This is a genomic window from Subtercola boreus (genome assembly GCF_003399625.1).
GTDB classification, from domain to species: Bacteria; Actinomycetota; Actinomycetes; order Actinomycetales; family Microbacteriaceae; genus Subtercola; species Subtercola boreus_C.
In genome coordinates, this window is record NZ_NBXA01000006.1 from 25469 (window position 1) to 52320 (window position 26852).

Genomic DNA, 26852 nt, shown 5'->3' on the forward strand with positions numbered 1-26852 from the left:
TCCCTGTGATGGCCGCGGCAACGGTGCCCGCATTAAGGTGGGAATCATGAAGGAAGAACCCTCCGATCGCCCCGCGTCCCCTGTGATTCCGGGCATCCCGAGCATCGCCGTGCGCCCGCCCGCGGCCCGCCTGGGGGTGATCGTCGTGCAGCAGCTCACCGACGCGATCGTGACCGGAACGCTCCGGCCGGGCGACCTCCTGCCCCCCGAGCCGCAGCTCACCTCGCAGTTCGGTGTCAGCAGAACTGTCATCCGCGAATCCGTCAAGCGGCTCGAGGAGAAGGGTCTGGTGACCGTCGTGCAGGGGTTCGGAACCCGGGTGACGGAGCCCACGAGGTGGAATCTCCTCGACCCGGTCGTGCTGAGCGCCATGATCGAGCACGACGACGCCCTCGGAATCCTCGACGAGCTCAGCAAGGTGAGGGCTGTGCTCGAGTCGGAGATGACCGGCGAGGCTGCCGAGAAGGCGACATCCGCCGACCGAGAAAATCTCCGGGCGATCGTGGGTGAGATGCGCGCTGCGCTGGATGACCACGACACGTTCATCGAAGCCGACCGGCGATTCCATGCCCTGTTGATGGATGTCTCCCAGAACCGGCTCGCGCCGAGCATCGCCCGCACACTGCTGCAGCGGGCGTCGGAGAGCAGCCGGTTCCACGGAAGGGACCCTGACGACTCTCTCGTTCGCTCTCTCGCCTTCCACGAGGGGATCCTCGGGGCGATGGCCGCCGGGGACGCCGCGCTGGCGAAGCGCCTGATGTTCGACCACATCCAGGGTTCCTGGGAGGCCCGCCGCCTGCCACTCGGCCTTTGATGATCTGGCACACGTCACATGTATGATGTAAGGCGGTACCATTTCAAAGGAGAAGCACCATGAAGCTCGCTCGACTCGGCGAACCCGGCCAGGAGATCCCCGTGCTCATCGAGGGGGAGACGTACTTCGATCTCCGCGGTGTTGCGGCCGACTTCGGAGACCTCGACGCCATCGAGGCCATTCGTTCGGCCCGGACATCCGGGAGCCTCCCCGAACTCGATGGGGCGGCGGCCCTCCGCATCGGGGCGCCGGTGGTGAAGCCGGGGGCGATTCTCTGCATCGGCATGAACTATGCGGCGCATGCCGCCGAATCGGGATCGGCCCCGCCCGCGCTGCCGATCCTGTTCCTGAAGACACCGAACACCGTCGGCGGCCCGAACGACGACGTCGACATCCCGCGCAAGAGCCTCAAGACCGACTGGGAGGTCGAGCTCGCCGTGCTGATCGGCCGACGGGCACTGTACCTTGACTCGCCGGGGGACTCGGCGGCCCACGTAGCCGGTTACCTCGCGGCCAACGACCTCTCCGAGCGGGAGTTCCAGCTCGAGATCTCGGGTGGCCAGTGGAGCAAGGGCAAGTCGGCGCCGGGCTTCAGCCCCCTCGGCCCCTGGCTGGTCACCGCCGACGAGTTCGATCCGGGCGATGTGCGGCTCCGCAGCTGGGTGAACGGCGAACCACGGCAGGATTCGACGACCGCCGACCTGATCTTCGACGTCGACTACATCATCTGGCACCTGAGCCAGTTCATGGCGCTGGATCCCGGCGACGTGATCATGACCGGCACCCCGGCCGGGGTCGCCCTCTCCGGGCGGTTCCCCTACCTCGCCGCGGGTGACGTGGTCGAGATCGAGATCGACGGGCTCGGCCGCCAACGCCAGCTCTACCGCCAGGCTTAGGAGAGACAGATGGAATTCGACGGACTCACGGCGATCGTGACCGGCGGCGCCTCCGGTATCGGCGCCTCTGTCGTCGCGGTGCTCCTCGATCGCGGTGCCCGCGTCGGTGTTCTCGACCTGAACACAGAGTCGGCCGATCCGCGGGCGTTCGCGGTCACGGCCGACGTCGCAGACGACGCTTCGGTTCGCGCCGCCGTCGAGGCCGTCGCGGCAGAATTCGGCGGCATCGACATTGTCGTGAACAACGCCGGTATCGGTGCGGTCGGCGCCGTCGACGACAACGCAGACGACGAATGGATGCGCGTACTGAACATCAACGTGATCGGGATGGTGCGCGTGACCCGCGCCGCCCTGCCGCACCTGCGCGCATCCTCCGCCGCCGCCGTCGTCAACACCTGCTCGATCGCCGCGACGGCGGGCCTCCCGCAGCGGGCGCTCTACAGCGCTTCGAAGGGTGCGGTGCTCTCTCTGACCCGCGCCATGGCCGCCGACCATCTCGCGGAAGGGATCCGGGTGAACTGCGTCAACCCGGGAACCGCCGACACTCCCTGGGTCGGCCGGCTCCTCGGTGCGGCAGCCGACCCCGGCGCCGAGCGTGCGGCTCTGGCCGCCCGCCAGCCGCACGGTCGCCTCGTGGCGCCCGAGGAGATCGCGGACGCGATCGCCTACCTGGCGAGCCCTCGCAGCCGATCGACCACGGGCACGAGCATCGCCATCGATGGGGGCATGCAGGAGCTGCGCATCCGGAGGTGAGCCCCGCGGGGGCGCTCTTCGGTCATCCCGGAGCACCCCCTGCGCTCTGGCGCTCTGCTCAGCCGAACCGCTTCTGCGCCCGCGCGTAGTACTCGTCGCTCGACGTCAGCCCCGAGCGGAGCCCGGAGTCGCCGAGCCGCAGCGCGGACTCCACCCAGCTGGCCAATCCGCCCGAATCGGGCGACCGGCCGAGGTAGCGCGTGTACATCAGGCTCACGCGCTCGCTGATCGTCTCCGCGGAGTCCCAGAACCGGTCGATGACCCAGCTGCGGCCGTTCTGGGCGACGAGGTTCGCCCAGAACGCGTATTCGCCCGCCGAGCCGTTGCGGTGAAGCAGCAGTGAGTAGAGCGAGGCGACGAAGCCGGTGTCCGTGCGCGTGTGCAGGGCGTAGAACTCGTCGGAGGCGTAGAGCTGGGTCTCGATGTCGTCGGTTGTGATCGAACCGGACTGCATCAGCGCCAGCCAGAACATGCGGCCGCCGTCCTCCGCGGCCCGGCCGAGGATGTTCCGGTAGGCGGCATCGATGCGGATCAGACGGTACTCGTCGCTGTTCACGAAGGCGTCGGAGACGATGGTACGCGGTGATCCCGTCGCCAGCTGCCGGCCCCACCAGACGCGGTCGTCGCTCGAGGCGTCGCGGCTCAGGTAGTCCTTGTAGAGCGCCGCGGTGTAGGCCCCACTGGCGTCGAGCGAGGGGAGTGTGCCCACCGCTTCCGTCACGTTCAGGGGTGCGTTCGTATTGCGGAAATCGACGTGCTGATGGTTGCACGAGTCGGAGAACTGGTTGATGTTGGCCAGTGACAGGCCGCTCCGGCAGTTCGCCTGCCCAGCGTTGGTGCCCCGCGGAACGAAGGAGTCGAGAAAGCGCAGCAGCTCGAACGTGGCCGCGTTGGAGCCGTTCAGGCCCCGGCCTCCGATACTGGTGAAGTCGATGGCCTCGCCGGGGTTCAGGCAGTGCACCGAGTAGGTGGGAGCCCCGCAGTTCAGGTTCGACCCGATGCAGGGCCGCTGCAGGTCGGAGACGGTGAGGGAGCCGAAGTTCTGAACGGTCAGAACGAGAACCTGCAGGATCCGGACGTCGAGGGCGCAGCCTGCAATGGCCTGGCCGATTGCGAGAGGCGCGATCTCACGGTCGAAGATGGCGCTCGGATTCGTTCTGAAGTCACCGTTCTGCTGAGCCCTGACCAGCGCCTGGGCGAGCTCGATGGGGTTGCTGGAGACCGCCGGCTGGCTCACGGCGGCGGTCGCCGAAAGCGGTGCAAGGCCGAGGATACTCGCCCCGAACACGGCGAGAACCGTCGCCACAGCAACCCAGTGGCGCCTTCGTCGTGCGTCTGTCATATGTGGAGCTTTCGGTCTCACGGGTGTCCCCACCCAGATGGGGGTCAAGATGCGATAGCTTCATACTGACATGCGGCGCGCAATATGTCTCTTGGAGCATGAACGTCGTACAGCATATGGCGCAGGGAGAATTATGCGGTGGATGGTTCCGGTAGCACTGGTCGGAGTGTTGCTGCTCGCGGGATGCGCGGGCGACAAGGCCCCTGGGGGCAGTTCTGCGACACCGTCGGCGACAGGATCGACGGCCACGCCGATGCCGACCTTCACGCCCTCGGCGACCCCCACGGCTCCGGCCACGGCTCCGGCGACGCCCGCGCCCAGCGTCTCGCCGACGTCTGTGCCCGAACCCCAGCCGACGACCGCCACCCCGCTCGCCACGATCGTCGGCGCCTGCACCTCGTGGCAGTCGAGCCTGTCCGAGGATGCCGCGACCTTCCCCGTGACGCAGGCCGGTGCCGCCCAGCAGGCCGCCGTCGCCGCGGCGGGAGATGCCGCCTGGCAGCCGCTGGCCTCGGACATGGCCCAGCTCGTCGCGCTGGCCGGCGACACGAGCAGCGCGGGCATGGAGACGGGCCAGCAGCTCTTCACCGACCTGAGCACTCGCTGCGGATCCGTCGGCGTCACGGTCAGCGCGGGCTGAGCGGCGTAGAGTCCGAGGACCAACGTGCCCTTCGTCGTCGCAGGACTGGAGGGCACGCTGGTGGCTCGTGATCCTCGACAGGGGCCGGGTCGGAAGACACCGTCAGCTTAGGAGTGAGCCGACAAGCCCGTCAACAGTATTCTCGAGCCTTGCGGCGGGGCCGGAAAACTGCGATAAGGGGCGATGCGCTACCGTCGAAGCAAATGACATCTGACTCCCTTGGCTCCCTTCTCGAGATCGCCCGATCCATCGCCGTCGACGCGGCCGCCCTCGCCGCCCGGCGTCGAAGAGAGGGTGTGCAGGTGGCGGCGAGCAAGACGACGGCCGAAGACATCGTCACTTTCGCCGACCGGGAGGTCGAGGCGTTCATCCGCAGCTCCCTCCTCGCCGTGCGTCCGGATGACGGCTTTCTCGGCGAGGAGTCGACCGACAGTGCCTCGACCGGCAGCTCGGGCCTCACCTGGGTCGTCGATCCGATCGACGGAACCGTCAACTACCTCTACGGCATCCCCGCGTGGAACGTCAGCATCGCCGTCGTCGAGGGCGATGCCGACCCCCTGACGTGGCGTGCTCTGGCCGGCTGCGTCGTGAATCCGCTGGTGGGCGAGGTCTTCACGGCGTCGGATGCCGGGGGCGCCTTTCTCGGCGATGCCCAGCTGCACGTGAATCCGCCGACCGACCTCTCCCAGGCCCTCGTCGCGACGGGGTTCTCCTACAGCTCCGAGACCCGCGCGAAGCAGGGGCTGGTGCTGGCGGAGCTGCTGCCGCAGGTGCGCGACATCCGGCGGATGGGTTCGGCAGCGCTCGATCTCTGTTCGGTGGCGGCCGGACGGTACGACGGCTACTTCGAACGCGGGCTGAAGCCGTGGGATCATGCCGCGGGCGCCCTGGTCGCCCGCGAGGCCGGGGCGCACGTCGCCGGATTCGGCGGAGCGCCGGCTTCGGCCGACTTCACCCTCGCCGCCGAGCCGGCCCTCGCAGCCCGCCTCGAGCCTCTCATCGCGGCCCTCTTCGCCGAGGCCGGCCTCTGACCCCTCTGTGCTGCAATCGAGTGGGCGGTTCGGGCCCGAAAAGCCGGGCCCGAGGGCCCGAACTGCCCACTCGATCAGGTTCGGTGGCGGCGGGACAGGGTGGGACGGGGCGGAACGGGACGGGGCAGGCGGGCGGCTACGCGGAGCGCAGCCAGACCGTCGTGTCGGCCGGCAGCACGGCCTCGTCGACGGGCGCGCTCGAGAGCAGCAGCTCACCGAGACCCTCGAGGGGCAGCTCGACCGGCGTGGTGCCGGTGTTCGCGACCACAGTGACGTCACCGTTCCTGAAGGCCAGCACGTCGCTGCCGAATCCGAGGTCGTCGAGCCACTCGACGCGGCCGAACCCGAGGTCGTTCTCGCCGCGGAGCGCGAGCGCCAGCTTGTAGAGCTCCAGCGTGGAGCCGGGCACGCCGCTCTGCGAGTCTCGGGCGTACTCGTCCCAGCCCTCGGGCTGCGGCAGCCAGGCCGCATCGGCAGGGCCGAAACCGTAGCTGGGGGCGCCTGCCTCCCACGGGATCGGCACGCGACATCCATCGCGTCCGTAGCGTTCTCCGTGCGTGCGGAACCAGGTCGGATCCTGCCGGGCCGCATCGGGGAGGTCGATCGACTCGGGGAGACCGAGCTCTTCGCCCTGGTAGATGTAGGCGCTGCCGGGGAGGGCCAGCATGACGGCTGAGGCGGCACGCGCACGGCGCACGCCCGAGACAGGATCCGGCCGATCCTCGTCGCGCGGGCCGATGCCGTCGCCCTGCAGGTGGCCGGGGCCGAGCGAGAGGCGGGTGGCGTGCCGGATCACATCGTGGTTCGAGAGCACCCACGTGCTCGGCGCGCCGACGGTCGCGAACGAGGCGATCGACGTGTCGATGACGAGCCGGAGCTCCTCGGCCGACCAGTTCGCCGACAGGTAGGTGAAGTTGAACGCCTGGTGCATTTCATCGGGGCGCACCCAGCGGGCCAGCTTGTTCAGCGGTTCGACCCAGGCCTCGGCGCAGAGCACCCGCTCGCCGTCGTACTCGTTCAGCACGGCGTTCCAGTCGCGGTAGATCTCGTGCACGCCATCCTGCGCCCAGTAGGGCGGGGTGGGGATGTCGTCGAGATCTTCCGGCGGCACCTCGAGCGGGATCGCCCCACCGCCCATGCTGCCCGCCTCGGCCGGAGGCGTGTAGTCGGGCAGGCCGTCTTCTTTGATGAGGCCGTGCGCGACATCCACCCGGAATCCGTCGACACCGCGGTCGAGCCAGAAGCGCAGGATGTCGCGGAACTGTTCCCGCACCCACTCGTTCTCCCAGTTCAGGTCGGGCTGCGAGATGTCGAAGATGTGCAGGTACCACTGGCCGGGTGTGCCGTCGGGGTTCGTGATGCGGCTCCACATCGGGCCGCCGAACACCGACTCCCAGTTGTTCGGCGGAGTGTCGCCGTTCTCGCCGAGGCCATCGCGGAACATGTAACGCTCGCGCTCAGGGCTGCCCTCGGGCGCGGCGAGCGCCGCCTGGAACCACTCGTGGTCCCACGACGTGTGGTTCGGGACGAGATCCACGATCACCCGAATGCCCTCGGCGTGGCTCGCGGCCAGCAGTGTGTCGAAGTCGGCGAGGGTGCCGAACCGCGGATCGACGTCGCAGTAGTCGGCCACGTCGTACCCGGCGTCGTGCTGGGGAGAGGTGAAGAAGGGGGACAGCCAGATGGCGTCGACGCCCAGTTCCTTCAGCGAGTCGAGGCGGCTCGTGATGCCGGCCAGGTCGCCCAGACCGTCACCGTCGGAGTCGGCGAACGACCGCGGGTAGATCTGGTAGATGACGGCGGACCGCCACCATTCGGAACCGGTCCCCACCAGTGTGAGGGGGTCGACCGACCCCAGGGTCACTGTTTCTGTGGGCTCGCCGATTTCGGGATTCAACTCGGTTGTCATGATAAAACCCTAATGGGACAGGCCGGGTCTTTCTGATGCCCCGTGTGATGCTATTCTCTTACGGTGCCAAAAGCCGCCCTTCTGAAGGGTGGCCGAGTGCGCCCCCTTAGCTCATTGGTAGAGCACTTCCTTGGTAAGGAAGAGGTAGTGGGTCCGATTCCCACAGGGGGCTCCGGATCCGGTCTGGGCGAGAAAGCGTCGCCTGCCCGGAGCCCAGGGCGGGGTAGCTCAGTTGGTTAGAGCACACGGCTCATAATCGTGGTGTCGCGGGTTCAATTCCCGCTCCCGCTACGAAGGCCCCGAGATCTCGCCGTCTCGGGGCCTTCTTTCGTTCTGCGGCGTGTGGGTCGCGGGTCAGCTGCAGACGGTGTCGATCGCCGCGAAGTCCTGCTGCACGGCCTGGGCGTCGTCGAGGATCGTGCTGTTGCCGGCGGTCGGGTCCGCGGTGAGGGCCTGGATGTCGGCGATCATGGTCTTCAGCGAGGTGTTCGCCTGGTTCCCAGCGCTGTAGACATCGGGGTCGGTGATCTGGGTGAGACCCGCGTCGAAGTCGGTCGACAGTTTCTGCAGGGCCGTGACGGCCGCGGCAGGGTCGCTCTGCAATTCGGAGAGGTTCTCGCTGAGGTTCGCCGCATCGGCCTGCACGGCCGAGTAGAGCAGCCCGCACGCCTCGGCGGTGGTCTGGGCTCCGGATGCGCCGGGGTCGGTGGTCGCGGACGGGAAGGGCTCGATCGTGCTGCCGGCGCCCGAACCGAAGTCGGGGTCGGTGGCGATCTTGTTGCCGGCGACGGCGAAGACCACGACCAGAGCGATGATGGTGATGATGCCGGCCAGGATCCCGAGGTACCCCAGGATGAGCCCTGCGATGGCGAGGCCTCGGCCCTTCTGCTGGGTGCGCTTGATCTGGCGGAGGGCGATATGCCCGGTGACGACCGCGGCGAGCGAGACGAAGAACGCCGTGACGAGCGAGACGATCGCCAGCACGTTGTAGTTGTCGGGGCCCTTGGCCGCGGGATACCCGGGCTGCGGAGCGGATCCGGCACCCGGGGCGGCGTACGGCGGTACGTCTCCGGCGGGCGGGGGCGGTGGTGGCGGGGGAACGGTCGACATGGGACTCCTCGTGGCGTGAACCCTCCTAACTCTGGCATGACCGGGCCCGATCCGCAGGCACCCGGCGCGCTTTTCCGGCGATGCGGGCCCATCGGGGAGGCAGCCCACCCACCTTTACCACCGTCGGTGACGAATAGCGGATGCCCGTGCAAGCCCCTCGGCGCTCGGCCTGCCGGGGAGCAGAATGGCGGTGGAGAGCGAAGGAGCAGCATGACGTCGACGCGGACGCACGATGCGCACCCGGACGCGGAGGACCCGCCCGGCCTGTACGCGCTTCTCCTCGGTGATCCCGTGGCGGCGGCGGCGCTCGCCGCGGCCTATGACGGTGTGCACGAGGTTCTCGACGCCGTGTGGTGGAGTGAGCATCCGCTGCTGCCGACACCCGGCGGGCGACCCGATCCGGCCGCCGGCCTGACGCGGTTGAAGGCGCGCGCCTACTCGCGCACGGCCGACGAGAGTGCCCTGGACGAGCTCGAGGCATTCGAGTCGGGCCTCCGGGTCGAGGCGGAGAGGCTCGCGCAGGCGATCCTGGATGCCCGCCCCGCCCTCGAGGCGGCCCGGGAGCGTCGCGCCTCGGCGCTCAGGCAGCTGTGCGACGAAACCGGGAGCGGCTCGGACGACGGTGCCAGCAGAACGGGCAGCCCCGGTGGCCTGTCTGCTGGAGACGGCGCGCGCGTCTCCTCCGAACGCCCTGCGGACGAAGCCGCGCCCGCTGCCCCCGCCCAATCCCCCGTCTCCGCTGAGACCTGGCGCCGCCGGTCGCTCGGTTGGATGATCACCTCCCTCGCCGCCGGGCTCCTGCTGCTCGTGGCCGTCGGCCTGGTCGTGGCGGCACAGCTCGGGTCGGGGCCGTTCCTGCAGACGGCGGCAGGCGTCGGGCCGGGATCGGCAGGCACCGGGCAGGCCTCCGCACCCCCCGGGGTGGCAGGGTCGCTTCCGGAGGGCCTGACCATCTTCGAGGATCCGACACTCGCCCCGAGCATCCTGCCGCAGAACATCGACCCCTACTACAAGCCGGAGTCGTTGCGACTGCTCGGCGTGGCCGACTCCGAGCTGACGGTCTATGCCGTCGAGAACCGCACCGACCAGCCGTGTCTTCTCGCGGTGTACGTCGACGGCACGCAGAGCGCCACCTGCGTCACGAAGCAGGAGTTCGCCGCGATGGGCATCGAACTACGCATCACCAGCCTGCACATCCCCCCGGCGGGTGCGACGGCGTCGACGTCGGCCCCGGCCGCGGATGTGGTGTTCTGGAACGCCGACGGCTCGTTCGGGGTGACGTCGACGCCCTCGCTCCGGCCGGCCACGAACGCCCAGACCCCCACGCCGTCGCCCACTGCTCCCTAGGCTGTCGGCCAGCATCCGTAGACTTGGGCTGTGCCAGTGAACCCAGACCTTCAGGGGCGCGTCTTCGAGAAGACCGCCCCCTACCTCGTCGGGCGGGAGAAGATCCGCGAGTTCTCGGCGGCCGTCTTCTCCCAGAGCCCGCTCAACTTCGATGTGGAGGCAGCCGTCGCCGCCGGCTATCCCGACCTCGTCGCCCCGCCGACCTTCGGCGTGGTCATCCAGGAGCGCACCCTCGCGCAGCTGCTGGCGGACCCCGCCGCCGGCATCGACTTCTCGCGTGTCGTGCACGGTGACCAGCGCTTCACCTCCACGCGGCCGATCGTCGCGGGCGACGAGCTCACCGCCACTCTCACCGTGGCGAGCGTCAAGCAGCTGGGCGGACACTCGATGGTGACGAGCGAGTCGTCGATCGTGGATGCGACAGGGGCCCACGTGGTCACCGCCATCTCGACCCTCGTGGTGCGGGGCGACGAATGAGCGCCGACAGCAGCACGCCCGCGCACGGCACCGCTGCCGCCAGCGTCCCCGACTTCGCCGGGCTGGCCGTCGGCGATGTCGTCGCCGAACGCTCCTTCACCCTCACCCGCGACTCGCTCGTGCGCTACGCGGGTGCTTCCGGCGACTTCAATCCGATCCACTACCGGGATGACGTCGCGCTCTCCGTCGGGCTCGACGGAGTGCTCGCGCACGGGATGCTCACCATGGGACTCGCCGTGCAGCCGGTGCTCGACTGGCTCGGCGACCCCTCCCTCGTCGACGACTACCAGGTGCGGTTCACCCGCCCGGTGTTCGTCGACGCCGAAACCGGGGCGCTCGTGGAGGTGACCGCCAGGGTCGGCCAGCTCGACGCTGCCGCCGGAACAGCGCGGATCGACCTCACCGCGACCGGCAACGCTCAGACGGTGCTCGGCAAGGCGCAGGTGCGCGTGCACAGCCCCGCCGCGGCCACCCCGAGCGCCTCCGCATGATCGAACGGCCGGGCCCCGCCCTGCTCGCCCCGCTCACGACCCTCCGCGTCGGCGGGCCCGCCTCCCGCCTCGTGACCGTCGTCGACGCGCGCGAGCTCATCGAGGTGTGCCTGTCGGTCTGGGCCGACGAGGAGCCGTGGATGGTGCTCGGCGGAGGCTCGAACGTGGTGGTCTCCGATGACGGGTTCGAGGGCACGGTCATCCACATCGCGTCGCGAGGCGTGGAGCAGGTCGACTCCGGCCCGCACGATGCGCCCGGCACCGTGCGGGTGCGCGTGCAGGCGGGCGAACCCTGGGACGACCTCGTGGCCTACACCGTGGCGAACGGGTTGAGGGGTATCGAGGCACTGTCGGGCATCCCCGGGTCGACGGGCGCCTCGCCGGTGCAGAACATCGGTGCATACGGCCAGGAGGTCTCGTCGGTGCTGGTCGGTGTGGAGTTCCTCGATGGCGAGACCGGCGAGCTGCTGTGGCTCACAACGGAGCAGCTGGGATTCGGGTACCGCACCTCGGTTCTGAAGCGCGCGCGGCCGGGCGTGGTGGTGTCGCTCGAGCTGCGTCTCAGCCGGGCCGGATCAGACGCCCTGGCCCTCGGCGCCCCGATCGAGTACGACCAGCTCGCGAACGCCCTCGGCGTGAAGCTCGGTGATCGGGTGGCCCTCGGGGCGGTTCGCGAGGCGGTGCTGCGGCTCCGCGCCTCGAAGGGGATGGTGCTCGACCCCGCCGATCCCGATTCGGTGAGCGCAGGCTCGTTCTTCACCAACCCGATCGTGACCGAGCAGTTCGCGCGGACGATCCCGCCGGAGGCACCCCGCTGGATCACCGAGAGGCAGGCCACGGATGACTCGCCCGAGGTCTACGAGGTGAAGCTCAGTGCGGCGTGGCTGATCGAACACGCCGGGCTCGGCCGGGGCTATTCGCTGCCCGGCTCCGATGCCGCCATCTCGGGCAAGCACACGCTCGCGCTCGTGAACCGCGGGGGAGCGACGGCCGCCGAGATCGCCGAGCTGGCGCGTTTCGTGCAGTGGCGGGTGCAGTCCGAGTTCGGTGTGAACCTCGCACCCGAACCGGTGTTCATCGGGTCGTTCGACTAGCCAGGCCCGGCGCGCCCGCCCCGCGCGGCCCGGACCGGGTCAGAGCAGCCCGAGCTCCATCGCCCGCGTCACGGCCCGGGTGCGATCGGTCACGCCGAGCTTCTCGAACACGTGACCGAGGTGCGTCTTCACCGTGGCGTCGCCGATGAACAGCTCCTTCGCGATCTGCGGATTGCTCTGCCCCAGCGCGACGAGCCGCAGCACCTCGGATTCGCGCGCGCTGAGCCGCGGCGGTGGCGGGGCGACGTCGCGGAGCCGCTCACCCCGCACACGCTCGACGAGCATCGACGCGATGCTCGGGGCGAGCACGGTCTGGCCCCCTGCGACCGAACGCACTCCGGCCAGGATCTCGTCCTGAGGCGCGGCCTTCACGAGGTAGCCGCTCGCCCCGGCCTCGACGGCCGCGAGGATGTCGTCGTCGGTGTCGTACGTCGTCAGAACGAGCACGCGGATGCCCGTTCCCTCCGCCACGATCTCGGCCGTCGCCTCGGCACCGCCGATCCCGGGCATCCGCAGGTCCATGAGCACCAGGTCGGGGATGAGCTCCCGAGCCAGCCGCACCGCTTCGAGCCCGTCGACAGCCTGCCCGACCACAGCAATGTCATCGGCCGAGTCGAGCAGTTGGGCGATTCCGGCGCGCACGATCGGATGATCGTCGGCCACCACAACGCGGATCACCGCTGTACCTCCGCGCTCAGCCTCGACGGCAGCGTCACCTGCAGGTGCACGCCGCCAGAGGGAGCCGTTCCGAGTGCGAGGGTGCCGCCGACGAGCGACAGGCGCTGTTGCATGCCGGCCAGGCCGAATCCCTCGCCCGGGGACCGGTCCGGTGCGATGCCGGTGCCGTTGTCGCCGATCGTCAGGCAGACGACGCCGGATGCGCCCGACGTCAGCCGCACCGTCACCTCCGAGGCTCCCGAGTGCTTCCGCACGTTCGCCAGCGCTTCCTGCGCCGAGCGGAGCAGCACCACCTCGACCTCGTTCGGCTCGGGTACGTATCCCGACGTGTCGAGCGTGATGCTCACGCCGGTCTCCCGGCTGAACCGGGCGATGACCCTGTCGAGTGCGGGAAGGAGGCCTCCGTTCACGTCGACGGGTGCACTCGCGGCCACCAGTGCCCGCGTCTCGACGAGAGCTTCGCGGGCGATGTCCTCGATCAGCTGGAGATCATCGCTGATGACCGGCAGATCATCCGGAAGCGACCGGCGGGTGCGCTCGGCGACCATCACCAGGCCGGTCAGGCTCTGCGCGATGGTGTCGTGGATCTCGCCGGCCAGTCGTTCCCGCTCGCTGACGATTCCGCTGTCTCGGTTCAGGATGGCAAGCTCCGCCTGGGTCGCCCGAAGCTCGTCGAGCAGGCGGGTGTTCTCCTGCCCCTGGTGGAGCGCGAAGGTGAACCAGATGCCGAGGGCGAGGCTGAAGACCAGCGAGATGGCCTCGACGGCCACAGCTTGGCCGACGGCCGGCGCGGAGGTACCGGTGGAGACCAGGAAGCCGAGTGTCACCCCGACAGCGAGCACGATGTTGAGCAGGATCGCCCGCCGCGTCGGGTCGATCGAGAACCAGATGACGGGAAAGGTGATGGCCTGGAGGGTGGCCATCGACGGGTCGAAAGCCGTGCCGACGGCGGTGTAGGCGATGGCGAGCAGTGGGAAGACCAGTGCCGCGCGCGAGGTCGAGCTCGCCCGGTCGGTGCGCACGTCGAGGCTCCGCCACCCGAACGCGGCGTAGCCGATGGCCAGCACCGCGAGACAGATCCAGGCCCCGACCGCGCCCCCCGGTGACTCCGCGGCGTCCGCGAGCACGATCAGGGCCAGCATGAGCACCGTCACCCCCACCGCGAGGTGCCACCAGCTGAACCGCGTCACGTCAGCTGTCCTTTCGGATCCAGCGGAACGTCAGCCGGCACACCACCAGGCCGGCCACCAGCCACACGAGAAGGGCGATCGCGACCGAACCCAGATCCCAGACGCCGCCGGGTTCGACCGCGGCGAACGACTCGGGCAGGAACACCGCCCGCATCCCCTGGCCCATCCACTTCAGCGGGAAGATACCGGCCACGTTCTGCAGCCAGTCGGGCAGCAGCGAGAACTGCAGGTACACCCCGGAGATGAACTGCAGGATCAGGATCGGCGGAATGATCACCGCGGTGGCGCTCTTGCCGCTGCGGGGCAGGCGTGAGATCGCGATGCCGAGCACTGCCGAGGTGGCGATGCCGAGAACGTAGACCCAGGCGAACGTCATCCAGCTTCCGCCGTCGGTGGGCAGGGCCACGCCGAAGACCACACTCGCCACCAGAAGCAGCAGACCGATCTGCAGCACGCTGGTCACGAAGACCTGCCCCATCTTGCCGAAGAAGTAGGAGAGCACGGGCAGGGGGGTGCCGCCGAGGCGTTTGAGGGTGCCGTCGCTGCGTTCGTTCGCGATGTCCACGCCGAGGTTCTGCACGCCGGAGAGCAGGATGCCCGCGGCGATCATCCCCGGCAGGTACGCCGCAGCCTGGCTGATGCCCCCGGTGCCGTCGGGATTGGCGCCGACGTTCCCCATGCCCTGGAAGGCGACGGAGAAGATCGTGAGCATGATGACGGGAAAGAGGAAGGTGAAGAAGAGCGTGTCGGTCTGGCGGAAGTAGACGCGCGTCTCGTAGGCGATGCGGCTGGCGCCGAGCCGGAGGGTGCGACCGACGCCGAATCCGGCGGAGGGGCTGCCGGGGTTGCCGGGGCCGGGGCTTGTGCGGTTGAGGGCGGTCATGCGGGCACCTGTTCCTGTTCTGACTCATAGCTGCTGACGAGTTCGAGGTAGATGTCCTCGAGGCTCGGCCTCACGATTTCGAGCGCTCGGGGTTCGCCGAGGCGGGCGAACAGGTCGGCGACGACGCGTCCGGGGTCAGGTGTGCGGTGCTCCCGCACCACGCCGTTCTCACTCCAGCGCACGATGGGTACCCGCGCTTCATCCGGCCCCAGGGTGTGCACCGGGCCGATGTCCACGAGCTCACCGCCGGCCACCACCGCAGCCCTGTCGCTGAGCTGGGCTGCCTCATCGAGGTAGTGGGTGGTGAGCAGGATGGTCGTTCCGTCGCGCTTCAGGCCGCGGATGAGCTCCCAGAACGCCCGGCGGGCCTCCGGGTCGAAGCCGGTGGTCGGTTCGTCCAGGAAGAGCAACTCGGGCCGGCCCACGACCCCGAGCGCGACATCCACCCGCCTCCGTTGCCCGCCGGAGAGGTTCTTGATGCGGGTGCCGGCCTTCTGCTCGAGGCCGACGGCGGCGATCACCTCGTCGACACTCCGCGGGTCGGGGTAGAGGTTCGCGAACTGGGTGAGCTGCTCCCGCACGGTGACGTTTCCGCTCTCGCCGGAGGACTGCAGCACGATCCCGAGCTTCGCCTTCCACTCCAGCCCGCCGTGCTGCGGATCGACGCCGAGCACCCTCGCCTCGCCGCCTGTGCGGTCGCGGTAGCCCTCGAGGATCTCGATCGTGGTGCTCTTGCCGGCGCCGTTCGGGCCGAGCAGGGCGAACGTCTCGCCGCGCGCGATGTCGAAGGTGACGCCTTTGAGGGCTCGAAAGGCGCCGTAGCTCTTCGTGAGCCCTTCGACGCTCACGGCGGTGTCTGCTGAAGTCATGTACCCATCGTGGCGTGCCCGCACGCCGAGCGACAGTCTCCACCCTGCCGACCCGGGTATCCCCCAAATGGAGGATGCCGGGCACGAAAGCGGGAGCTCTTTGTGTCTCTGGCCTACACTGACTTCATTCTGTAAGAATTTGTCAGTAATCGGATGACGAACGAACTGAGGTGGAGAGATGCTGCTGCCAGTCCCTGAGGAAATTGTCCGCTACCGCATGAATTTCGCGAATGCCGGCCTGGCGCTCGCCCACGGCGATCCGGGCGACGACGAACACCAGGACCTGGTGCAGGCCGTCGCGTCCGAGCACCTGTCACCGGCCGAGGCGGTGGCGCTGACCTGCGAGCGCCACGGGGTGGGGCTCAGCGACGATGCCGGGCCCGTGATCCAGAAGTGGGAGGACTACCTCATCCCCGGTTCGACAGCGCTCCGCAGTCGCATCGTCGACGACGATCACCCGCTCGGCATCGAGGATCCCGAACTCTTCCGCACCGTCGAGCAGCAGATCTCGCGGTTCCGGCTCGTCGCGACGACCATCGACCCCGTGCCGGGTCCGCTCGACTACACGTTCTTCAAGGCGGTGCACCGCCGGCTGTTCCAGGACGTCTACACCTGGGCGGGCGAGCAGCGCGTCGGCCCCGAGACGGCGATGGTTCGCTTCGCTCCGGATGCCGTGAACTTCGCTCCGGGCGATCCTGCCGCTCCTGCTGTGAAGTACCAGTACTTCGCCGGCCCCGACATCGCCGAGGCGATCGAGATGCAGTTCACACTGCTGGTCGACCTCGCCGAACGCCGTGACATGCCCCGCGAGGAGATGATCAGTCGCATGGGCGAGCACGGCGGTGAGATGAACACGATCCACGCGTTCCGCGACGGCCACAGCCGCACGCTGTGGGTCTACGCGATGAGATTCTTCGACACCGTCGGCTACCCGACCGATCCCGCCAACTTCCTCGTCGGCAACCCGCTTCGCGACCGCATCGTGCACGCTCGCTACCAGAACCAGGCCACGACGCTGCTCGACGGCTACGAGGGCACCCTCGACGACGCGCTGAGCCAGGGTGACGGCCACCAGCCGGCCCGCGTCACGACCCGCTGAGCGAAGGGATCCGATGCGATCAGAACTGAAGCGCCGGCTGGATGCGGCCGATGCCGCGCTGGCGTTCGTCAACGTCGGCCCGGGCGACGCGCGACATCGATCCCTTGTCGAAGGCGTCGCCGCCGAGAGACTGTCGACGGAGCAGGCCGTGCTGTACACGGTCGACCAGCACGGTCTGCGCATCGACTCCCGCCGGGCTCCCGCCGTCCGCTCCTTCGATGACTACCTGATCCCCGGCACGTTCGTTCTTCGCAATCGATTGGTCGATGAGCTTCACCCCGACGGAATCGACGATGCGGAGCTGCTGTCCCTGCTCGAACGGCAGATCTCCCGGTTGCGTATCGTCGAGCTCGAGATCCGGCCGGTGCGCGGGCACTTCGACTACGAGCATCTCAAGCAGGTGCACCGCCGTATGTTCGGCGACATCTTCTTCTGGGCCGGTGAGGAGCGTGTCGGCCCGGAGACTGCGATGATCAGGTTCGCGCCCGATGCCGCCAACCACGCGCCGGGCGATCCTGCCGCGCCGATGACGAAGTACAGCTACTTCAGTGGCCCCGAGATCGCCGAGGCCGCGTCGGTTCAGTGCGCTCAGCTCAGCCATCTCGCGTCCCGCTCAGACCTCGGGCGCAATCGGTTCTTCGACCTCGTCGCCGAGCACGGGGGCGAACTCAACGTCGTCCACCCCTTTCGGGACGGCAACCTGAGGGCCCTCTGGCAGTACGCCGCACAGTTGGAGGAGCAGGCCGGGTATCCGATCGACACGGCAGGTTTCCTGAAGGAGACCCGAGCTCACTCCGTCGCCATGCACGCGGCGTTCCACTTCCAGGCCACGAATGACAACGACGTGATGTTCCACCTGATGGACGGGGGGCTCCCGCAGGCCCAGACGGCGCGGACCCTGCCGCCCGGCTAGGCCGAGAAGAGGCGCTGCATGCGCGCCACGCCCTCCGCCAGTGCGTCGTCGCCGAGCGCGTACGACATGCGGATGTAGCCACTCGGACCGAAGGCCTCGCCCGGGATGACGGCCACTTCGGCCTGCTCGAGGATGAGGTCGGCCAGCTCGAGCGAGGTCGTCGGCGTGACGCCGCCCCACGTGCGGTTCAGCAGCCCGCTCACATCGGGATAGACGTAGAAGGCGCCCTCGGGTGTGGGTGCGTGGAGGCCCGGGATCTGGTTCAGCCCGCTGACGATGGCCTTCCGTCGGCGGTCGAAGGCCTCGCGCATCGCGGCAACCGCGTCCTGCGGGCCGGTGAGGGCCGCGATCGCCGCCCGCTGCGAGATGTTCGACACGTTCGACGAGAGGTGCGACTGCAGGTTCGCGGCGGCCTTGATGGCATCGGCCGGCCCGACCATCCAGCCGACCCGCCATCCGGTCATCGCGTATGTCTTTGCCACACCGTTCACCAGGATGGTGCGGTCTGCGAGAGCGGGAACCGCTTCGACGATCGACTGGGCGACGACGCCGTCGTAGGTGAGGTTCTGGTAGATCTCGTCGGAGATCACCCAGAGGCCGTTCGCCTCGGCCCATTCGCCGATCTCGCGGGTCTGGGCGGGGGAGTACACCGCTCCGGTCGGGTTCGACGGCGAGACGAAGAGCAGCACCTTCGTGCGCTCGGTGCGGGCGGCTTCGAGCTGGTCGACGGTGACGAGGTAGCCCTGGTCGCTGCCCGCGAAGACCTCGACGGTCACGCCGCCGGCGAGCGCGATGGCCTCGGGGTACGTGGTCCAGTAGGGGGTCGGCACCAGTACCTCGTCGCCCGGGTCGAGCAGGGTGGCGAACGACTGGTAGACCGCCTGCTTGCCGCCGTTGGTCACGATGATCTGCGACGGCGAGACCTCGAGACCGCTGTCGCGGAGCGTCTTGGCGGCGATGGCCTCACGGAGTTCCGGCAGGCCGACCGCGGGCGTGTAGCGGTGGTTCTTCGGGTCGCGGGCGGCGGCGACCGCCGCTTCCACAATGAAGTCCGGCGTCGCGAAGTCGGGCTCGCCAGCCGCGAAGCTGATGACCGGCCGGCCCGCTGCCTGCAGGGCCTTGGCCTTGGCGTCGACCTTGAGGGTCGCAGATTCGGCGATGGACGAGATGCGGTGCGAGATGCGGGTACGTTCGGTCACCCGACAAGCCTACCGATCTGAGCCTCGCGTCACTGGATCTTGGAGCCTTCGTCCAGCCGGTGCCACGTGCGGTTGTGGTACACCAGCGGATGCGCCTGGGCGGCATCGGCTTCGGCGGCGCCGGGATCGGGTGCGAACGTCTCGAGAGCCTGCACGGCGACGACGGTCGAACCACCGGCCTCCATCCTGTTGACGATCCGCCCGCGGATCCAGGCGTGCGCCGCCGGAAAATACGGCTCGCCGGTCGGCAGCCGTTTCCAGATGCTGGTGTCGGCGAACCGGTCGATGCCGCTGGTGGCGCCGAGCTTGGCGATGTCGAGCTGGTCGGCTCCGAGGAGGTGCACCACGACGGTGTCGGCACGGCGGATGGTCGGGGTGCTCGATGAGAGCTCGGAGATCGAGAACACCAGCAGGGGAGGCGCGACGCTCACCGAGAACACCGAGGTCGCGGTCAGGGCGACCGGGCCGTCGCCTGCATCGGCGGTGATCACTGCGACGCCGGCCGGGTGGTTGCGGAAAGCGGCCTTGAACTGGTCGGGCGTGACCGTGCCCGAGCTCGGGTGCGCCACGATGTTGTTCTCGTGCAGTACCGCGTGTTCGGAGGTTTCCTGCGAGTCAGTCGGTTCTTGCGGATCGGTCACAGAGAAAGCCTACGTCCGCCCCTGAGGCACGAACGCCCCGGGCGTCACAGAAGGTCATCCCCGTCAGACGACGAGCAGGATCTTGCCGATGTGGGTGGAGCCCTCCATCAGTCGATGCGCCGCTCCGGCTTCGGAGAGCGGGAACCGCTCGGCCACCACGGGCTTCACCCGGCCGTCGGCGACCAGGGGCCAGACGTTCTCCCGCACGCTGTCGACGATGGCTGCCTTTCCGGCGGCCGATCGACCACGGAGGCTGGTGGCATGGATGGCGCCGCGCTTCATCATCAGCCGGCCGAAGTCGAGCGATCCGGTCTCCTGGCTGAGGTTTCCGATGTTCACGATGTGGCCGTCCATCGCCAGCACGCTGATGTTCTTCCCGAGGTAGGAACCGCCGATCGAGTCGAGGATCACGTGCGCGGTGATGCCCTCCGCCTTCATCCGCTCGGCGAAGTCCTCCTCCCGGTAGTTGATGAGGATGTCTGCGCCGAGCGCCTCGCAGGCGGCGAGTTTGTCTGCCGACCCTGCCGTCACCACGACGCGGGCGCCTCGCGCCTTCGCGAGTTGGATGGCCATCGTGCCGATTCCGCTGGAACCGCCGTGCACGAGGAGGGTCTCGCCCGCCCGGAGGTCGCCGAGGAGGAAGACGTTCGACCAGACCGTCGCGGCGACTTCGACGAGCGCCGCACCGTCGACCAGGTCGATGTTCGGAGGCAGGGCCAGAACCTGCCCGACCGGCACGCTCACCCGTTCGGCATAGCCGCCGCCGGAGAGCAGAGCGGCGACGCGATCCCCGACCCGGAAGCCCGTCACTCCCTCGCCGAGCTGCAGAACGAGGCCGGAGACTTCCAGGCCCGGCCATTCGGGTGCGCCTGCGGGAGGAGTGTAGTGGCCCTCGCGCTGGCTCACGTCTGCCCGGTTCACCCCCGCCGCCACGACTCCCACCAGAACCTCGCCGGCCTGCGCGACAGGCTCGTCGACGTCGGCGAGCTCCAGCACGGATGCCCCTCCCGGCTCACGGATGATCACGGCCTTCATGCTTTCGAACCCATCATGCTCACCAACCTAGACCGCTCTTTGCGGTCCTTCTGGATCTGACCTACACTGGGTTGAGGTAGTTGAAATCTGCCATACTTTTTCATGCCCATTTTTGCTGTCTCCACGAAGCGGAGCTGGGAAAGAAAGTGCGAAGATTTCGCTCATAGGGTGGTGGCTCAATTGGTAGAGCAGCGGTCTCCAAAACCGCAGGTTGCAGGTTCGAGTCCTGTCCGCCCTGCAAATCGGAGTCGGCGGTTGCCTGCTCCGATCGCTTGTGAAAGGTACTGACGGTGGCACGAAAGATAGTCGACGAACCCAGCGAGGCCGTCGTCGAGCGCGCCAAGAGCGACAGGGCTGCCAAGCGCAACCCGTTCTCCCGGATCGTGCTTTTCATCAGGCAGGTCATTGCAGAACTGAAGAAGGTCGTCACCCCGACCCGCAAAGAACTGATCAGCTACACACTCGTCGTGCTCGTCTTCGTCGTCATCATGATGGCGCTCGTCTCGGGCCTCGACTTCCTGTTCAGCTGGGCGGCTGTCTTTGTGTTCGGCGACGCGGGAACCAGCCCCCTGGGTCTGTAGTTCCCCTGAGTCTGTAGTTCCCCTGAGTCTGTAGTTCCCCTGGGTCTGCAGTTCGCCCCTTCGCACCGATCACGCAAAAGAAACGGAACGTATTCCAGTGCCAAAGTCACACCGCGACGACCTCGACCTCGGAGCTGCTGAAGAGCAGTCGAGTGAGGTCGAAGAGGCTCAAGAGGGCGACCACATCGAGCTCGAGTCGCCCAGCGACCTCGATGCACTGCTGCGCGCCATCGACGGTGGATCAGAAGATGAGCACGTGATCGACACGAACGGTGACGGCGAGACGGTCGACGTGGATGACGCTGAGGCAGACGCCGAAGTGAATGAGGCGCTCGCCTCCGACGACGCCGACGACACCGAGGCGGCCCTCGAGGCCATCGAAGACGAAGAAGAGATCGACGGGGCCCTCACCGACGCCGAGGACGACGACTTCGTGTCCGACTCCGTGGTCTCTGCCGACAGCGAGGGCGACCGCGAGCTCGACGCCGAGTTGGATGCTGACGCCGAGGTTGCTCCCGGCGCCGACGCGACTGACGACGCCGACGCCGAAAAAGCCGAGCCCGAAGAGGTCGACCCTTACGACGCCTTCCGCGCGGAACTCCGATTCCTGCCCGGCAAGTGGTACGTCATCCACTCCTATGCCGGCTTCGAGAAGCGCGTCAAGCAGAACATCGAGAGCCGCAAGTCGTCGATGGGCATGGAGGACTACGTCTACCAGGTCGAGGTTCCGATGGAAGACGTCGTCGAGATCAAGAACGGCCAGCGCAAGCTGGTCACCCGCGTGCGCATCCCCGGCTACGTCCTGGTGCGCATGGACCTCAACGAGGACAGCTGGTCGGTCGTTCGCCACACCCCCGGTGTGACGGGCTTCGTGGGCAACTCCCACAACCCGACGCCGCTCCGTTTCGAGGAGGCCTTCAACATGCTGAAGAGCCTCGTCGAGATCGTCGAGGCCCCCGCGGCCAAGACCGGCGGAGCCAAGGGCGGCAAGGCCGTCTCGCGTTCCATCCCCGCTGAGATCGACTTCGAGATCGGCGAGACCATCACGATCAAGGAGGGCTCGTTCGCGGGCCTGCCCGGGTCGATCAGCGAGATCAAGCCCGAGAGCGGCAAGCTCACGGTTCTCGTCTCGCTCTTCGAGCGTGAGACCCCGGTCGAGCTCAGCTTCGACCAGGTCACCAAGCTGTAGGTTCTTCCTACCCCCACAAACCACCGATTCCGGAGAGATCCGGGTTTCGGGAGCGCCGTTCATCCGAGCGGCACGAATGAGAAGAGAAGATAATGGCACCGAAAAAGAAGGTCACAGGTCTGATCAAGCTTCAGATCAAGGCCGGCGCCGCCAACCCCGCACCGCCCATCGGGCCGGCGCTCGGACAGCACGGCGTGAACATCATGGAGTTCTGCAAGGCGTACAACGCGGCGACGGAAGACCAGCGCGGCAACGTCATCCCGGTCGAGATCACCGTGTACGAAGACCGTTCGTTCACGTTCATCCTGAAGACCCCGCCGGCAGCAGAGCTCATCAAGAAGGCCGCTGGCGTGGCCAAGGGCTCCGGCACCCCGCACACCGTCAAGGTCGCGAAGCTCACCAAGGAGCAGGTCCGCGAGATCGCCCAGGCGAAGTTCGTCGACCTCAACGCGAACGACATCGACCAGGCTGCAAAGATCATCGCCGGCACCGCCCGTTCCATGGGCATCACGGTAGAGGCATAAGGGGGCTCTCATGGCACAGAAATCAAAGGCCTACCGCGCATCTGCCGCGAAAGTCGAAGAAGGCAAGCTCTACACCGCCGCCGAGGCCGTCGTTCTTGCAAAAGAGACCGGCTCGGCCAAGTTCGACAGCACCGTTGAGGTCGCCCTCAAGCTCGGCGTTGACCCCCGCAAGGCAGACCAGATGGTGCGCGGCACCGTCATCCTGCCGCACGGCACGGGCAAGACCGCCCGCGTCATCGTCTTCGCAACGGGCCCCGCGGCCGACGCAGCAATCGCTGCCGGCGCCGACGAGGTCGGTGGCGACGAGCTGATCGAGAAGGTGGCCGCCGGCTACACCTCGTTCGACTCCGCCGTCTCGACCCCGGAGCTCATGGGCAAGGTCGGCCGTCTCGGAAAGGTGCTCGGCCCGCGTGGCCTCATGCCGAACCCAAAGACCGGCACGGTCACCCCCGACGTGGCGAAGGCTGTCACCGAGATCAAGGGTGGAAAGATCGAGTTCCGTGTCGACAAGCACTCCAACGTGCACTTCGTCGCCGGCAAGGTCAGCTTCACGCCCGACCAGCTGCGCGAGAACGTCGGCGCTGCGCTCGACGAGATCGTGCGCCAGAAGCCGTCCTCCTCGAAGGGCCGCTACATCACCAAGGGCACCGTCTCGACCACCTTCGGTCCGGGCATCCCCGTCGACGTGAACGCTCTGGCGTAGCCGTTAGTACAAAAGAAAGGGTCCGCTTCGGCGGGCCCTTTCGTCGTTTAAGGTGGAGGGATGCCCGTCACCTACCGCCAGGCCGGCCCGGCAGACGCCGCCCGCCTCTCCCTCGTCGCCACCGCCACCTTTGTTCTGGCCTGCCCGCCGCACACGACAGCCGGCGGCATCCAACAGCACCTCGCAGCCACCCTCACGGAGGAACGGTTCGCCGAGCACCTGGCAGACGAGGGCCGGATGCTCTTCCTCGCCGAATCGGAGGGGCTCCCGGTCGGCTACACCATGGTCATTCTGGGTCCGGCGACCGACTCCGACGTGCGGGCCGCCCTCACGCTCAGCCCGACCGCGGAACTCAGCAAGTGCTACGTCGTGGCAGGCCACCACGGCCAGGGCATCGCAGCCGAACTGATGCGACTCTCCGTCGAGGCGGCACGGGCCCGGGGGGCATCCGGAATGTGGCTCGGAGTCAACAACGAGAACGTACGGGCCAACCGGTTCTACGAGAAGAGCGGCTTCGCGGTCGTCGGCACGAAGTCGTTCTTCGTGGGCGGCGAGCAGGAGGACGACTTCGTGCGGGAGCGCACTCTCTGACTCCCGTTGAGCGCTACAGGTGCTCGGCCACGTTGATCACGAGCTTGCCCCGGGTGTGGCCCTCCTCGAGGCGGCGATGTGCTTCCGCGGCATCCGACAGCTCGAAGACCTCGTCGATGTGTACGTGCACGTCCCCCGAGTTGATGAGGCGCGTGATGATGGTGAGCGTGGCAGCGTCGGGGGAGACCTTGTAGGTCGTCGCGCGAAGGCCCAGCGCATGGGCGTCCTCGATCACACTCGGCCAGCTGCCGGTGGGAGCGTTGATGATCAGCCCGCCGGGGCGGAGGGTCTGCAGGGAGCGGGTTCCCGTGTCGTCGTGCACGTTGCCGATCAGATCGATGACCACATCCACCCCGGAGACGGCATCCTCGAAGCGGGTCGTCGTGTAGTCGATGACCTCTGCGGCGCCGAGTTCGCGCAACCAGCTGGCGTTCCGGGCCGACGAGGTGGCGATCACAGAGGCGCCGAAGTAGGCCGCGAACTGCACCGCGAAATGGCCGACCCCGCCGGCACCGGCATGGATCAGGATGCGCTGTCCCTGATGCGCCTTGGCGACATCCACGACCATGCCCCACGCCGTCAGCGCGGCGACAGGAACCCCCGCGGCCTCGATCAACGAGAGCCTGCCGGGCTTCTTGCAGAGCTGCATCGCGGGAACGGCGGCGTACTCGGCGTAGGAGCCCTGGCCGCGCGGGGCGCTCAGCATGCCGTAGACCTCGTCGCCGACCTTCAACGGATGCCCCTCGTAGGGCGACTCGGCCACGATTCCGCTGAAGTCCTGGCCGAGGATGTACGGGTACGAGGCGATCGCTGCCGACACGCCCCGGCCCGCACGCGTCTTGACGTCGAGCGGATTGACGCCCGCGCCTGCAACCCGCACGAGCACCTCCGCGTTGATGCGGATCGGCAGGTCGACCTCGCTGACGTGCAGCACGTCCGGGCATCCGGTCTCCTCGATCACGGCAGCGCGCATACTCGTCGGTCTGTTCTCGGGCAGCTGCACGTCGGCTCGCGGATTGGACAAGTCACTCACTCCGGTCATGTGCTGCGTCATCGGAAGCTCTCCTTTGCGGTGAGAATCACCTTCGCTGGTGATCGCGAGGTATCGAAAGGCCGTTCAGCCCCCAGCTCGGGGCCCCTGTCCCAGTGTGGCGTCCGATTGATACAGAGATGTTACGAGGGTGTCACCTCGGTGCTAACAAACCCGGCGGGTGCGTGACGTTCGAGGAACTCGTACACCTCGGTGCTGTCGACGCCCGGGAACGCTCCTGTCGGCATCACGGCGAGCAACGAGGTGTTCAGGCGCGCGCTCGGCCAGGACTTCTGGGCCCACTTCGCGGTGAGGCCGGCCGGGGGTCTCCGGCAGCACGAGGGATCCGGGCAGCTGGAGGCGTGGCGGTTCACCGTGTCTCTGCCGCGGAACCAGCGCGCGTCGGCGAACGGGGTGCCGACGCTCACCGAGAAGTGCCCGCGGGAGGTCGACTGGATGCGCGAGGTGCACCAGAACGTACCCGTCGCCTTGTCGGTGTACTGGTGGTACGGGCTGAACCTGTCCTCGGCGTCGAAGACCTGGCGCGCGCTCCAGAAACGACAGACGGTCTGGCCCTCCACGGCTCCGAGCACATCGGTCGGCAGCACGACGTCGTCGTTCGCATACGCCTTCACGACGGTTCCGCTCTCGTGCACCTTCAGGAAGTGCACCGGCAGGCCGAGGTGCTCCGTGGCCAGGTTTGTGAACCGGTGGGCCGCCGTCTCGTAGGTCACACCGAACTGGTCGCGCAGATCCTCGACCGAGAGTTCGCGCTGGGCCTTTGCCCGCTGCAGGAAGTCGACGGCCACCGACTCGGGAACGAGAAGCGCGCCCGTGAGGTAGTTCGTCTCGACCCGTTGGCGGAGGAAGTCGCTGTAGTCCGCGGGCTCCTCGTGGCCGAGCACATGGCTGGCCAGCGCCTGCAACAACACGGTGCGGGGATCGGCATCGGGGTTCTGGCCGCGGGGGATGTAGATGCGGCCATTCTCGAGGTCGGTGATGGATCGGGTGGATCCGGGCAGGTCGGGCACGTGGTGCAGGGAGAACCCGAGGTGCGACGCGAGGTCGGCCGCGACGCGCTGGGAGAGCGGACCGCCCTCGCGGCCCACCGCCTCGAGGAGCCCCTGGGCTGTGGCCTCGAGGCCGCTGAAGTAGTTGTGGCGGGCCCGCATCTCCCGGCGGAGCTCGGCGTTCGCCCGCCGGGCCTCCTCGGGAGTGGCGGCCCGCTCGCGGTGCAGACGCTCGAGTTCGCCGTGCAGGCCGAGGATGGTCTCGATCGCCTCGTCGCTGAGCGCCTTCCGCACGGCGACAGTGGGCAGGCCGAGGGAGGCGTAGAGCTTTCCGCGCTGGATGCGCTCCAGCGCGATCTCGAGGGCGGCGCGCTGGCTCGGGGCCTCCTCGCTGAGCAGCTCGTCGACCGTCACGTCGAGCGCTGTGGCGAAACGCTGCATCTCGCCGAGCTTGAGTTCACGCTTGCCGTTCTCGACGACGGAGACCTGCGAGGCAGCCCGGCCGATGGCCGTGCCGAGCGCGTCGAGGGTGAGTCCGCGGTCGGTGCGGAGCTGGCGGATGCGGCGGCCGACGATCAGGGAATCGAGCATGCGTTCATCCTGTCGCGCACGCGGTATGGCCGGAGCGCCGCCATCCCCGCAAGATCGGTGCTTCTTGCGTTGATCAGAAGAAGAGCGAATCTTCCGCACGTCTCGTAGTCGGCACCCGTTCTGGGGGGTGCCGACCGGCGTAATGAATCGGGTCCTTCTGTCTCTCTTCACATCGAGGGCACCGTGCCCGCCACGAATACTGTGCCCGCCACGAACGAGGAC

General features: G+C 68.1%; 28 protein-coding genes and 3 tRNA genes. 19 read left to right on the plus strand and 12 right to left on the minus strand.

The window, feature by feature from the left end:
* The first annotated feature begins 46 nt into the window (after window positions 1–46).
* The 3 genes from B7R21_RS03180 to B7R21_RS03190 are packed head-to-tail and all read left to right on the plus strand — an operon-like array spanning window position 47 to window position 2463.
* The gene (locus B7R21_RS03180) at window positions 47–814 is read left to right on the plus strand and encodes a FadR/GntR family transcriptional regulator (RefSeq protein WP_116281813.1); all 768 of its coding nucleotides are present in this window, start codon (window positions 47–49) and stop codon (window positions 812–814) included.
* Window positions 815–873: 59 nt separating this feature from the next.
* Window positions 874–1710 carry a fumarylacetoacetate hydrolase family protein gene (locus B7R21_RS03185; RefSeq protein WP_116281814.1) on the plus strand — a complete coding sequence of 279 codons (837 nt, stop codon included), beginning with the start codon at window positions 874–876 and terminating at the stop codon, window positions 1708–1710.
* 9 nt (window positions 1711–1719) lie between these two features.
* Window positions 1720–2463 (plus strand): SDR family NAD(P)-dependent oxidoreductase, encoded by a 744-nt coding sequence (locus B7R21_RS03190; protein ID WP_116281815.1) that lies wholly within the window; start codon window positions 1720–1722, stop codon window positions 2461–2463.
* A 58-nt stretch (window positions 2464–2521) separates the two neighbouring features.
* On the opposite strand, the gene B7R21_RS03195 is transcribed toward B7R21_RS03190, so the two are convergent.
* Window positions 2522–3805 (minus strand): DUF4214 domain-containing protein, encoded by a 1284-nt coding sequence (locus B7R21_RS03195; RefSeq protein ID WP_116281816.1) that lies wholly within the window; start codon window positions 3803–3805, stop codon window positions 2522–2524.
* Window positions 3806–3947: 142 nt separating this feature from the next.
* On the opposite strand from B7R21_RS03195, the gene B7R21_RS19950 reads away from it, so the two are divergent.
* A complete protein-coding gene (locus tag B7R21_RS19950) occupies window positions 3948–4445 on the plus strand; it encodes a hypothetical protein (RefSeq protein ID WP_172592031.1) in 498 nt (165 codons plus the stop codon).
* A gap of 203 nt (window positions 4446–4648) precedes the next feature.
* Window positions 4649–5476: an inositol monophosphatase family protein gene (locus tag B7R21_RS03205; RefSeq protein ID WP_116281817.1), complete on the plus strand. Its 828-nt coding sequence runs from the start codon at window positions 4649–4651 to the stop codon at window positions 5474–5476.
* Between the two features lie 136 nt (window positions 5477–5612).
* On the opposite strand, the gene B7R21_RS03210 is transcribed toward B7R21_RS03205, so the two are convergent.
* Entirely contained in the window at window positions 5613–7385 is a 1773-nt protein-coding gene (locus B7R21_RS03210; protein ID WP_116281818.1) for a glycoside hydrolase family 13 protein, read from the minus strand.
* 100 nt (window positions 7386–7485) lie between these two features.
* Between B7R21_RS03210 and B7R21_RS03215 the strand changes: the two genes are divergently transcribed.
* Together B7R21_RS03215 and B7R21_RS03220 are read left to right on the plus strand one after the other, a co-directional pair.
* Window positions 7486–7557: transfer RNA gene (locus tag B7R21_RS03215), tRNA-Thr, on the plus strand.
* 45 nt (window positions 7558–7602) lie between these two features.
* Window positions 7603–7676, plus strand: a tRNA-Met gene (locus tag B7R21_RS03220).
* Between the two features lie 63 nt (window positions 7677–7739).
* Here B7R21_RS03220 and B7R21_RS03225 read toward each other — a convergent pair.
* Window positions 7740–8495 carry a DUF4190 domain-containing protein gene (locus B7R21_RS03225; protein ID WP_116281819.1) on the minus strand — a complete coding sequence of 252 codons (756 nt, stop codon included), beginning with the start codon at window positions 8493–8495 and terminating at the stop codon, window positions 7740–7742.
* 210 nt (window positions 8496–8705) lie between these two features.
* On the opposite strand from B7R21_RS03225, the gene B7R21_RS03230 reads away from it, so the two are divergent.
* Genes B7R21_RS03230 through B7R21_RS03245 form a run of 4 tightly spaced genes read left to right on the plus strand, consistent with a single transcriptional unit; the run spans window position 8706 to window position 11904 of the window.
* Complete coding sequence (locus B7R21_RS03230) at window positions 8706–9842, plus strand: hypothetical protein (RefSeq protein ID WP_116281820.1); 1137 nt, start codon at window positions 8706–8708, stop codon at window positions 9840–9842.
* 30 nt (window positions 9843–9872) lie between these two features.
* Window positions 9873–10319 carry an FAS1-like dehydratase domain-containing protein gene (locus B7R21_RS03235; RefSeq protein ID WP_116281821.1) on the plus strand — a complete coding sequence of 149 codons (447 nt, stop codon included), beginning with the start codon at window positions 9873–9875 and terminating at the stop codon, window positions 10317–10319.
* The gene (locus tag B7R21_RS03240) at window positions 10316–10810 is read left to right on the plus strand and encodes a MaoC family dehydratase (RefSeq protein WP_116281822.1); all 495 of its coding nucleotides are present in this window, start codon (window positions 10316–10318) and stop codon (window positions 10808–10810) included. The genes B7R21_RS03235 and B7R21_RS03240 overlap by 4 nt, the downstream gene beginning before the upstream one ends.
* Window positions 10807–11904: a UDP-N-acetylmuramate dehydrogenase gene (locus B7R21_RS03245; protein ID WP_116281823.1), complete on the plus strand. Its 1098-nt coding sequence runs from the start codon at window positions 10807–10809 to the stop codon at window positions 11902–11904. The genes B7R21_RS03240 and B7R21_RS03245 overlap by 4 nt, the downstream gene beginning before the upstream one ends.
* Window positions 11905–11943: 39 nt before the next feature.
* On the opposite strand, the gene B7R21_RS03250 is transcribed toward B7R21_RS03245, so the two are convergent.
* Genes B7R21_RS03250 through B7R21_RS03265 form a run of 4 tightly spaced genes read right to left on the minus strand, consistent with a single transcriptional unit; the run spans window position 11944 to window position 15524 of the window.
* Entirely contained in the window at window positions 11944–12582 is a 639-nt protein-coding gene (locus B7R21_RS03250) for a response regulator (protein ID WP_116281824.1), read from the minus strand.
* A complete protein-coding gene (locus B7R21_RS03255) occupies window positions 12579–13772 on the minus strand; it encodes a sensor histidine kinase (protein ID WP_116281825.1) in 1194 nt (397 codons plus the stop codon). Before B7R21_RS03255 ends, B7R21_RS03250 begins: the two co-directional genes overlap by 4 nt.
* A 1-nt stretch (window position 13773) precedes the next feature.
* The gene (locus B7R21_RS03260; protein WP_116281826.1) at window positions 13774–14655 is read right to left on the minus strand and encodes an ABC transporter permease; all 882 of its coding nucleotides are present in this window, start codon (window positions 14653–14655) and stop codon (window positions 13774–13776) included.
* Window positions 14652–15524, minus strand: coding sequence for an ABC transporter ATP-binding protein (locus tag B7R21_RS03265; protein WP_116281827.1), 873 nt, complete (start codon window positions 15522–15524; stop codon window positions 14652–14654). Before B7R21_RS03265 ends, B7R21_RS03260 begins: the two co-directional genes overlap by 4 nt.
* Before the next feature lie 178 nt (window positions 15525–15702).
* On the opposite strand from B7R21_RS03265, the gene B7R21_RS03270 reads away from it, so the two are divergent.
* A complete protein-coding gene (locus B7R21_RS03270) occupies window positions 15703–16623 on the plus strand; it encodes a Fic family protein (RefSeq protein ID WP_116281828.1) in 921 nt (306 codons plus the stop codon).
* A gap of 13 nt (window positions 16624–16636) precedes the next feature.
* Window positions 16637–17536, plus strand: a complete 900-nt coding sequence (locus tag B7R21_RS03275; protein ID WP_116281829.1) for a Fic/DOC family protein — start codon at window positions 16637–16639, stop codon at window positions 17534–17536.
* Here B7R21_RS03275 and B7R21_RS03280 read toward each other — a convergent pair.
* The 3 genes from B7R21_RS03280 to B7R21_RS03290 form a co-directional block, all read right to left on the minus strand.
* A complete protein-coding gene (locus tag B7R21_RS03280; RefSeq protein WP_116281830.1) occupies window positions 17533–18735 on the minus strand; it encodes a pyridoxal phosphate-dependent aminotransferase in 1203 nt (400 codons plus the stop codon). The genes B7R21_RS03275 and B7R21_RS03280 overlap by 4 nt on opposite strands.
* Before the next feature lie 29 nt (window positions 18736–18764).
* Complete coding sequence (locus B7R21_RS03285; RefSeq protein ID WP_116281898.1) at window positions 18765–19322, minus strand: flavin reductase family protein; 558 nt, start codon at window positions 19320–19322, stop codon at window positions 18765–18767.
* Between the two features lie 117 nt (window positions 19323–19439).
* Entirely contained in the window at window positions 19440–20411 is a 972-nt protein-coding gene (locus B7R21_RS03290; protein WP_116281831.1) for an NAD(P)H-quinone oxidoreductase, read from the minus strand.
* Between the two features lie 165 nt (window positions 20412–20576).
* Between B7R21_RS03290 and B7R21_RS03295 the strand changes: the two genes are divergently transcribed.
* The 6 genes from B7R21_RS03295 to B7R21_RS03320 all read left to right on the plus strand — a co-directional run bounded on the left by B7R21_RS03295 (window position 20577) and on the right by B7R21_RS03320 (window position 23999).
* Window positions 20577–20649 (plus strand) — tRNA-Trp (locus B7R21_RS03295).
* A gap of 52 nt (window positions 20650–20701) precedes the next feature.
* On the plus strand, window positions 20702–20992 hold the full coding sequence (secE, locus tag B7R21_RS03300) for a preprotein translocase subunit SecE (RefSeq protein ID WP_116281832.1): 291 nt from the start codon (window positions 20702–20704) through the stop codon (window positions 20990–20992).
* A gap of 97 nt (window positions 20993–21089) precedes the next feature.
* Window positions 21090–22181, plus strand: a complete 1092-nt coding sequence (nusG, locus tag B7R21_RS03305) for a transcription termination/antitermination protein NusG (protein ID WP_116281833.1) — start codon at window positions 21090–21092, stop codon at window positions 22179–22181.
* A 92-nt stretch (window positions 22182–22273) separates the two neighbouring features.
* On the plus strand, window positions 22274–22705 hold the full coding sequence (gene rplK / locus B7R21_RS03310) for a 50S ribosomal protein L11 (protein ID WP_116281834.1): 432 nt from the start codon (window positions 22274–22276) through the stop codon (window positions 22703–22705).
* A gap of 10 nt (window positions 22706–22715) precedes the next feature.
* The gene (rplA, locus tag B7R21_RS03315; RefSeq protein ID WP_116281835.1) at window positions 22716–23408 is read left to right on the plus strand and encodes a 50S ribosomal protein L1; all 693 of its coding nucleotides are present in this window, start codon (window positions 22716–22718) and stop codon (window positions 23406–23408) included.
* A 60-nt stretch (window positions 23409–23468) separates the two neighbouring features.
* Window positions 23469–23999, plus strand: a complete 531-nt coding sequence (locus B7R21_RS03320; protein ID WP_116281836.1) for a GNAT family N-acetyltransferase — start codon at window positions 23469–23471, stop codon at window positions 23997–23999.
* A 13-nt stretch (window positions 24000–24012) separates the two neighbouring features.
* Here B7R21_RS03320 and B7R21_RS03325 read toward each other — a convergent pair whose 3' ends face one another.
* Complete coding sequence (locus B7R21_RS03325; protein ID WP_367379381.1) at window positions 24013–25053, minus strand: NADP-dependent oxidoreductase; 1041 nt, start codon at window positions 25051–25053, stop codon at window positions 24013–24015.
* 119 nt (window positions 25054–25172) lie between these two features.
* Complete coding sequence (locus B7R21_RS03330; protein ID WP_116281837.1) at window positions 25173–26630, minus strand: helix-turn-helix transcriptional regulator; 1458 nt, start codon at window positions 26628–26630, stop codon at window positions 25173–25175.
* Window positions 26631–26852 lie beyond the last annotated feature (222 nt).

Excerpts from the sequence above, each read along its gene's own strand:
- B7R21_RS03180 (WP_116281813.1), top strand. The coding sequence starts at position 47 with ATGAAGGAAGAACCCTCCGATCGCCCCGCGTCCCCTGTGATTCCGGGC.
- B7R21_RS03185 (WP_116281814.1), top strand. The coding sequence starts at position 874 with ATGAAGCTCGCTCGACTCGGCGAACCCGGCCAGGAGATCCCCGTGCTC.
- B7R21_RS03190 (WP_116281815.1), top strand. The coding sequence starts at position 1,720 with ATGGAATTCGACGGACTCACGGCGATCGTGACCGGCGGCGCCTCCGGT.
- B7R21_RS03195 (WP_116281816.1), bottom strand. The coding sequence starts at position 3,805 with ATGACAGACGCACGACGAAGGCGCCACTGGGTTGCTGTGGCGACGGTT.
- B7R21_RS19950 (WP_172592031.1), top strand. The coding sequence starts at position 3,948 with ATGGTTCCGGTAGCACTGGTCGGAGTGTTGCTGCTCGCGGGATGCGCG.
- B7R21_RS03205 (WP_116281817.1), top strand. The coding sequence starts at position 4,649 with ATGACATCTGACTCCCTTGGCTCCCTTCTCGAGATCGCCCGATCCATC.
- B7R21_RS03210 (WP_116281818.1), bottom strand. The coding sequence starts at position 7,385 with ATGACAACCGAGTTGAATCCCGAAATCGGCGAGCCCACAGAAACAGTG.
- B7R21_RS03225 (WP_116281819.1), bottom strand. The coding sequence starts at position 8,495 with ATGTCGACCGTTCCCCCGCCACCACCGCCCCCGCCCGCCGGAGACGTA.
- B7R21_RS03230 (WP_116281820.1), top strand. The coding sequence starts at position 8,706 with ATGACGTCGACGCGGACGCACGATGCGCACCCGGACGCGGAGGACCCG.
- B7R21_RS03240 (WP_116281822.1), top strand. The coding sequence starts at position 10,316 with ATGAGCGCCGACAGCAGCACGCCCGCGCACGGCACCGCTGCCGCCAGC.
- B7R21_RS03245 (WP_116281823.1), top strand. The coding sequence starts at position 10,807 with ATGATCGAACGGCCGGGCCCCGCCCTGCTCGCCCCGCTCACGACCCTC.
- B7R21_RS03260 (WP_116281826.1), bottom strand. The coding sequence starts at position 14,655 with ATGACCGCCCTCAACCGCACAAGCCCCGGCCCCGGCAACCCCGGCAGC.
- B7R21_RS03265 (WP_116281827.1), bottom strand. The coding sequence starts at position 15,524 with ATGACTTCAGCAGACACCGCCGTGAGCGTCGAAGGGCTCACGAAGAGC.
- B7R21_RS03270 (WP_116281828.1), top strand. The coding sequence starts at position 15,703 with ATGCTGCTGCCAGTCCCTGAGGAAATTGTCCGCTACCGCATGAATTTC.
- B7R21_RS03275 (WP_116281829.1), top strand. The coding sequence starts at position 16,637 with ATGCGATCAGAACTGAAGCGCCGGCTGGATGCGGCCGATGCCGCGCTG.
- B7R21_RS03290 (WP_116281831.1), bottom strand. The coding sequence starts at position 20,411 with ATGAAGGCCGTGATCATCCGTGAGCCGGGAGGGGCATCCGTGCTGGAG.
- rplK (WP_116281834.1), top strand. The coding sequence starts at position 22,274 with ATGGCACCGAAAAAGAAGGTCACAGGTCTGATCAAGCTTCAGATCAAG.
- rplA (WP_116281835.1), top strand. The coding sequence starts at position 22,716 with ATGGCACAGAAATCAAAGGCCTACCGCGCATCTGCCGCGAAAGTCGAA.
- B7R21_RS03320 (WP_116281836.1), top strand. The coding sequence starts at position 23,469 with ATGCCCGTCACCTACCGCCAGGCCGGCCCGGCAGACGCCGCCCGCCTC.
- B7R21_RS03325 (WP_367379381.1), bottom strand. The coding sequence starts at position 25,053 with ATGACGCAGCACATGACCGGAGTGAGTGACTTGTCCAATCCGCGAGCC.
- B7R21_RS03330 (WP_116281837.1), bottom strand. The coding sequence starts at position 26,630 with ATGCTCGATTCCCTGATCGTCGGCCGCCGCATCCGCCAGCTCCGCACC.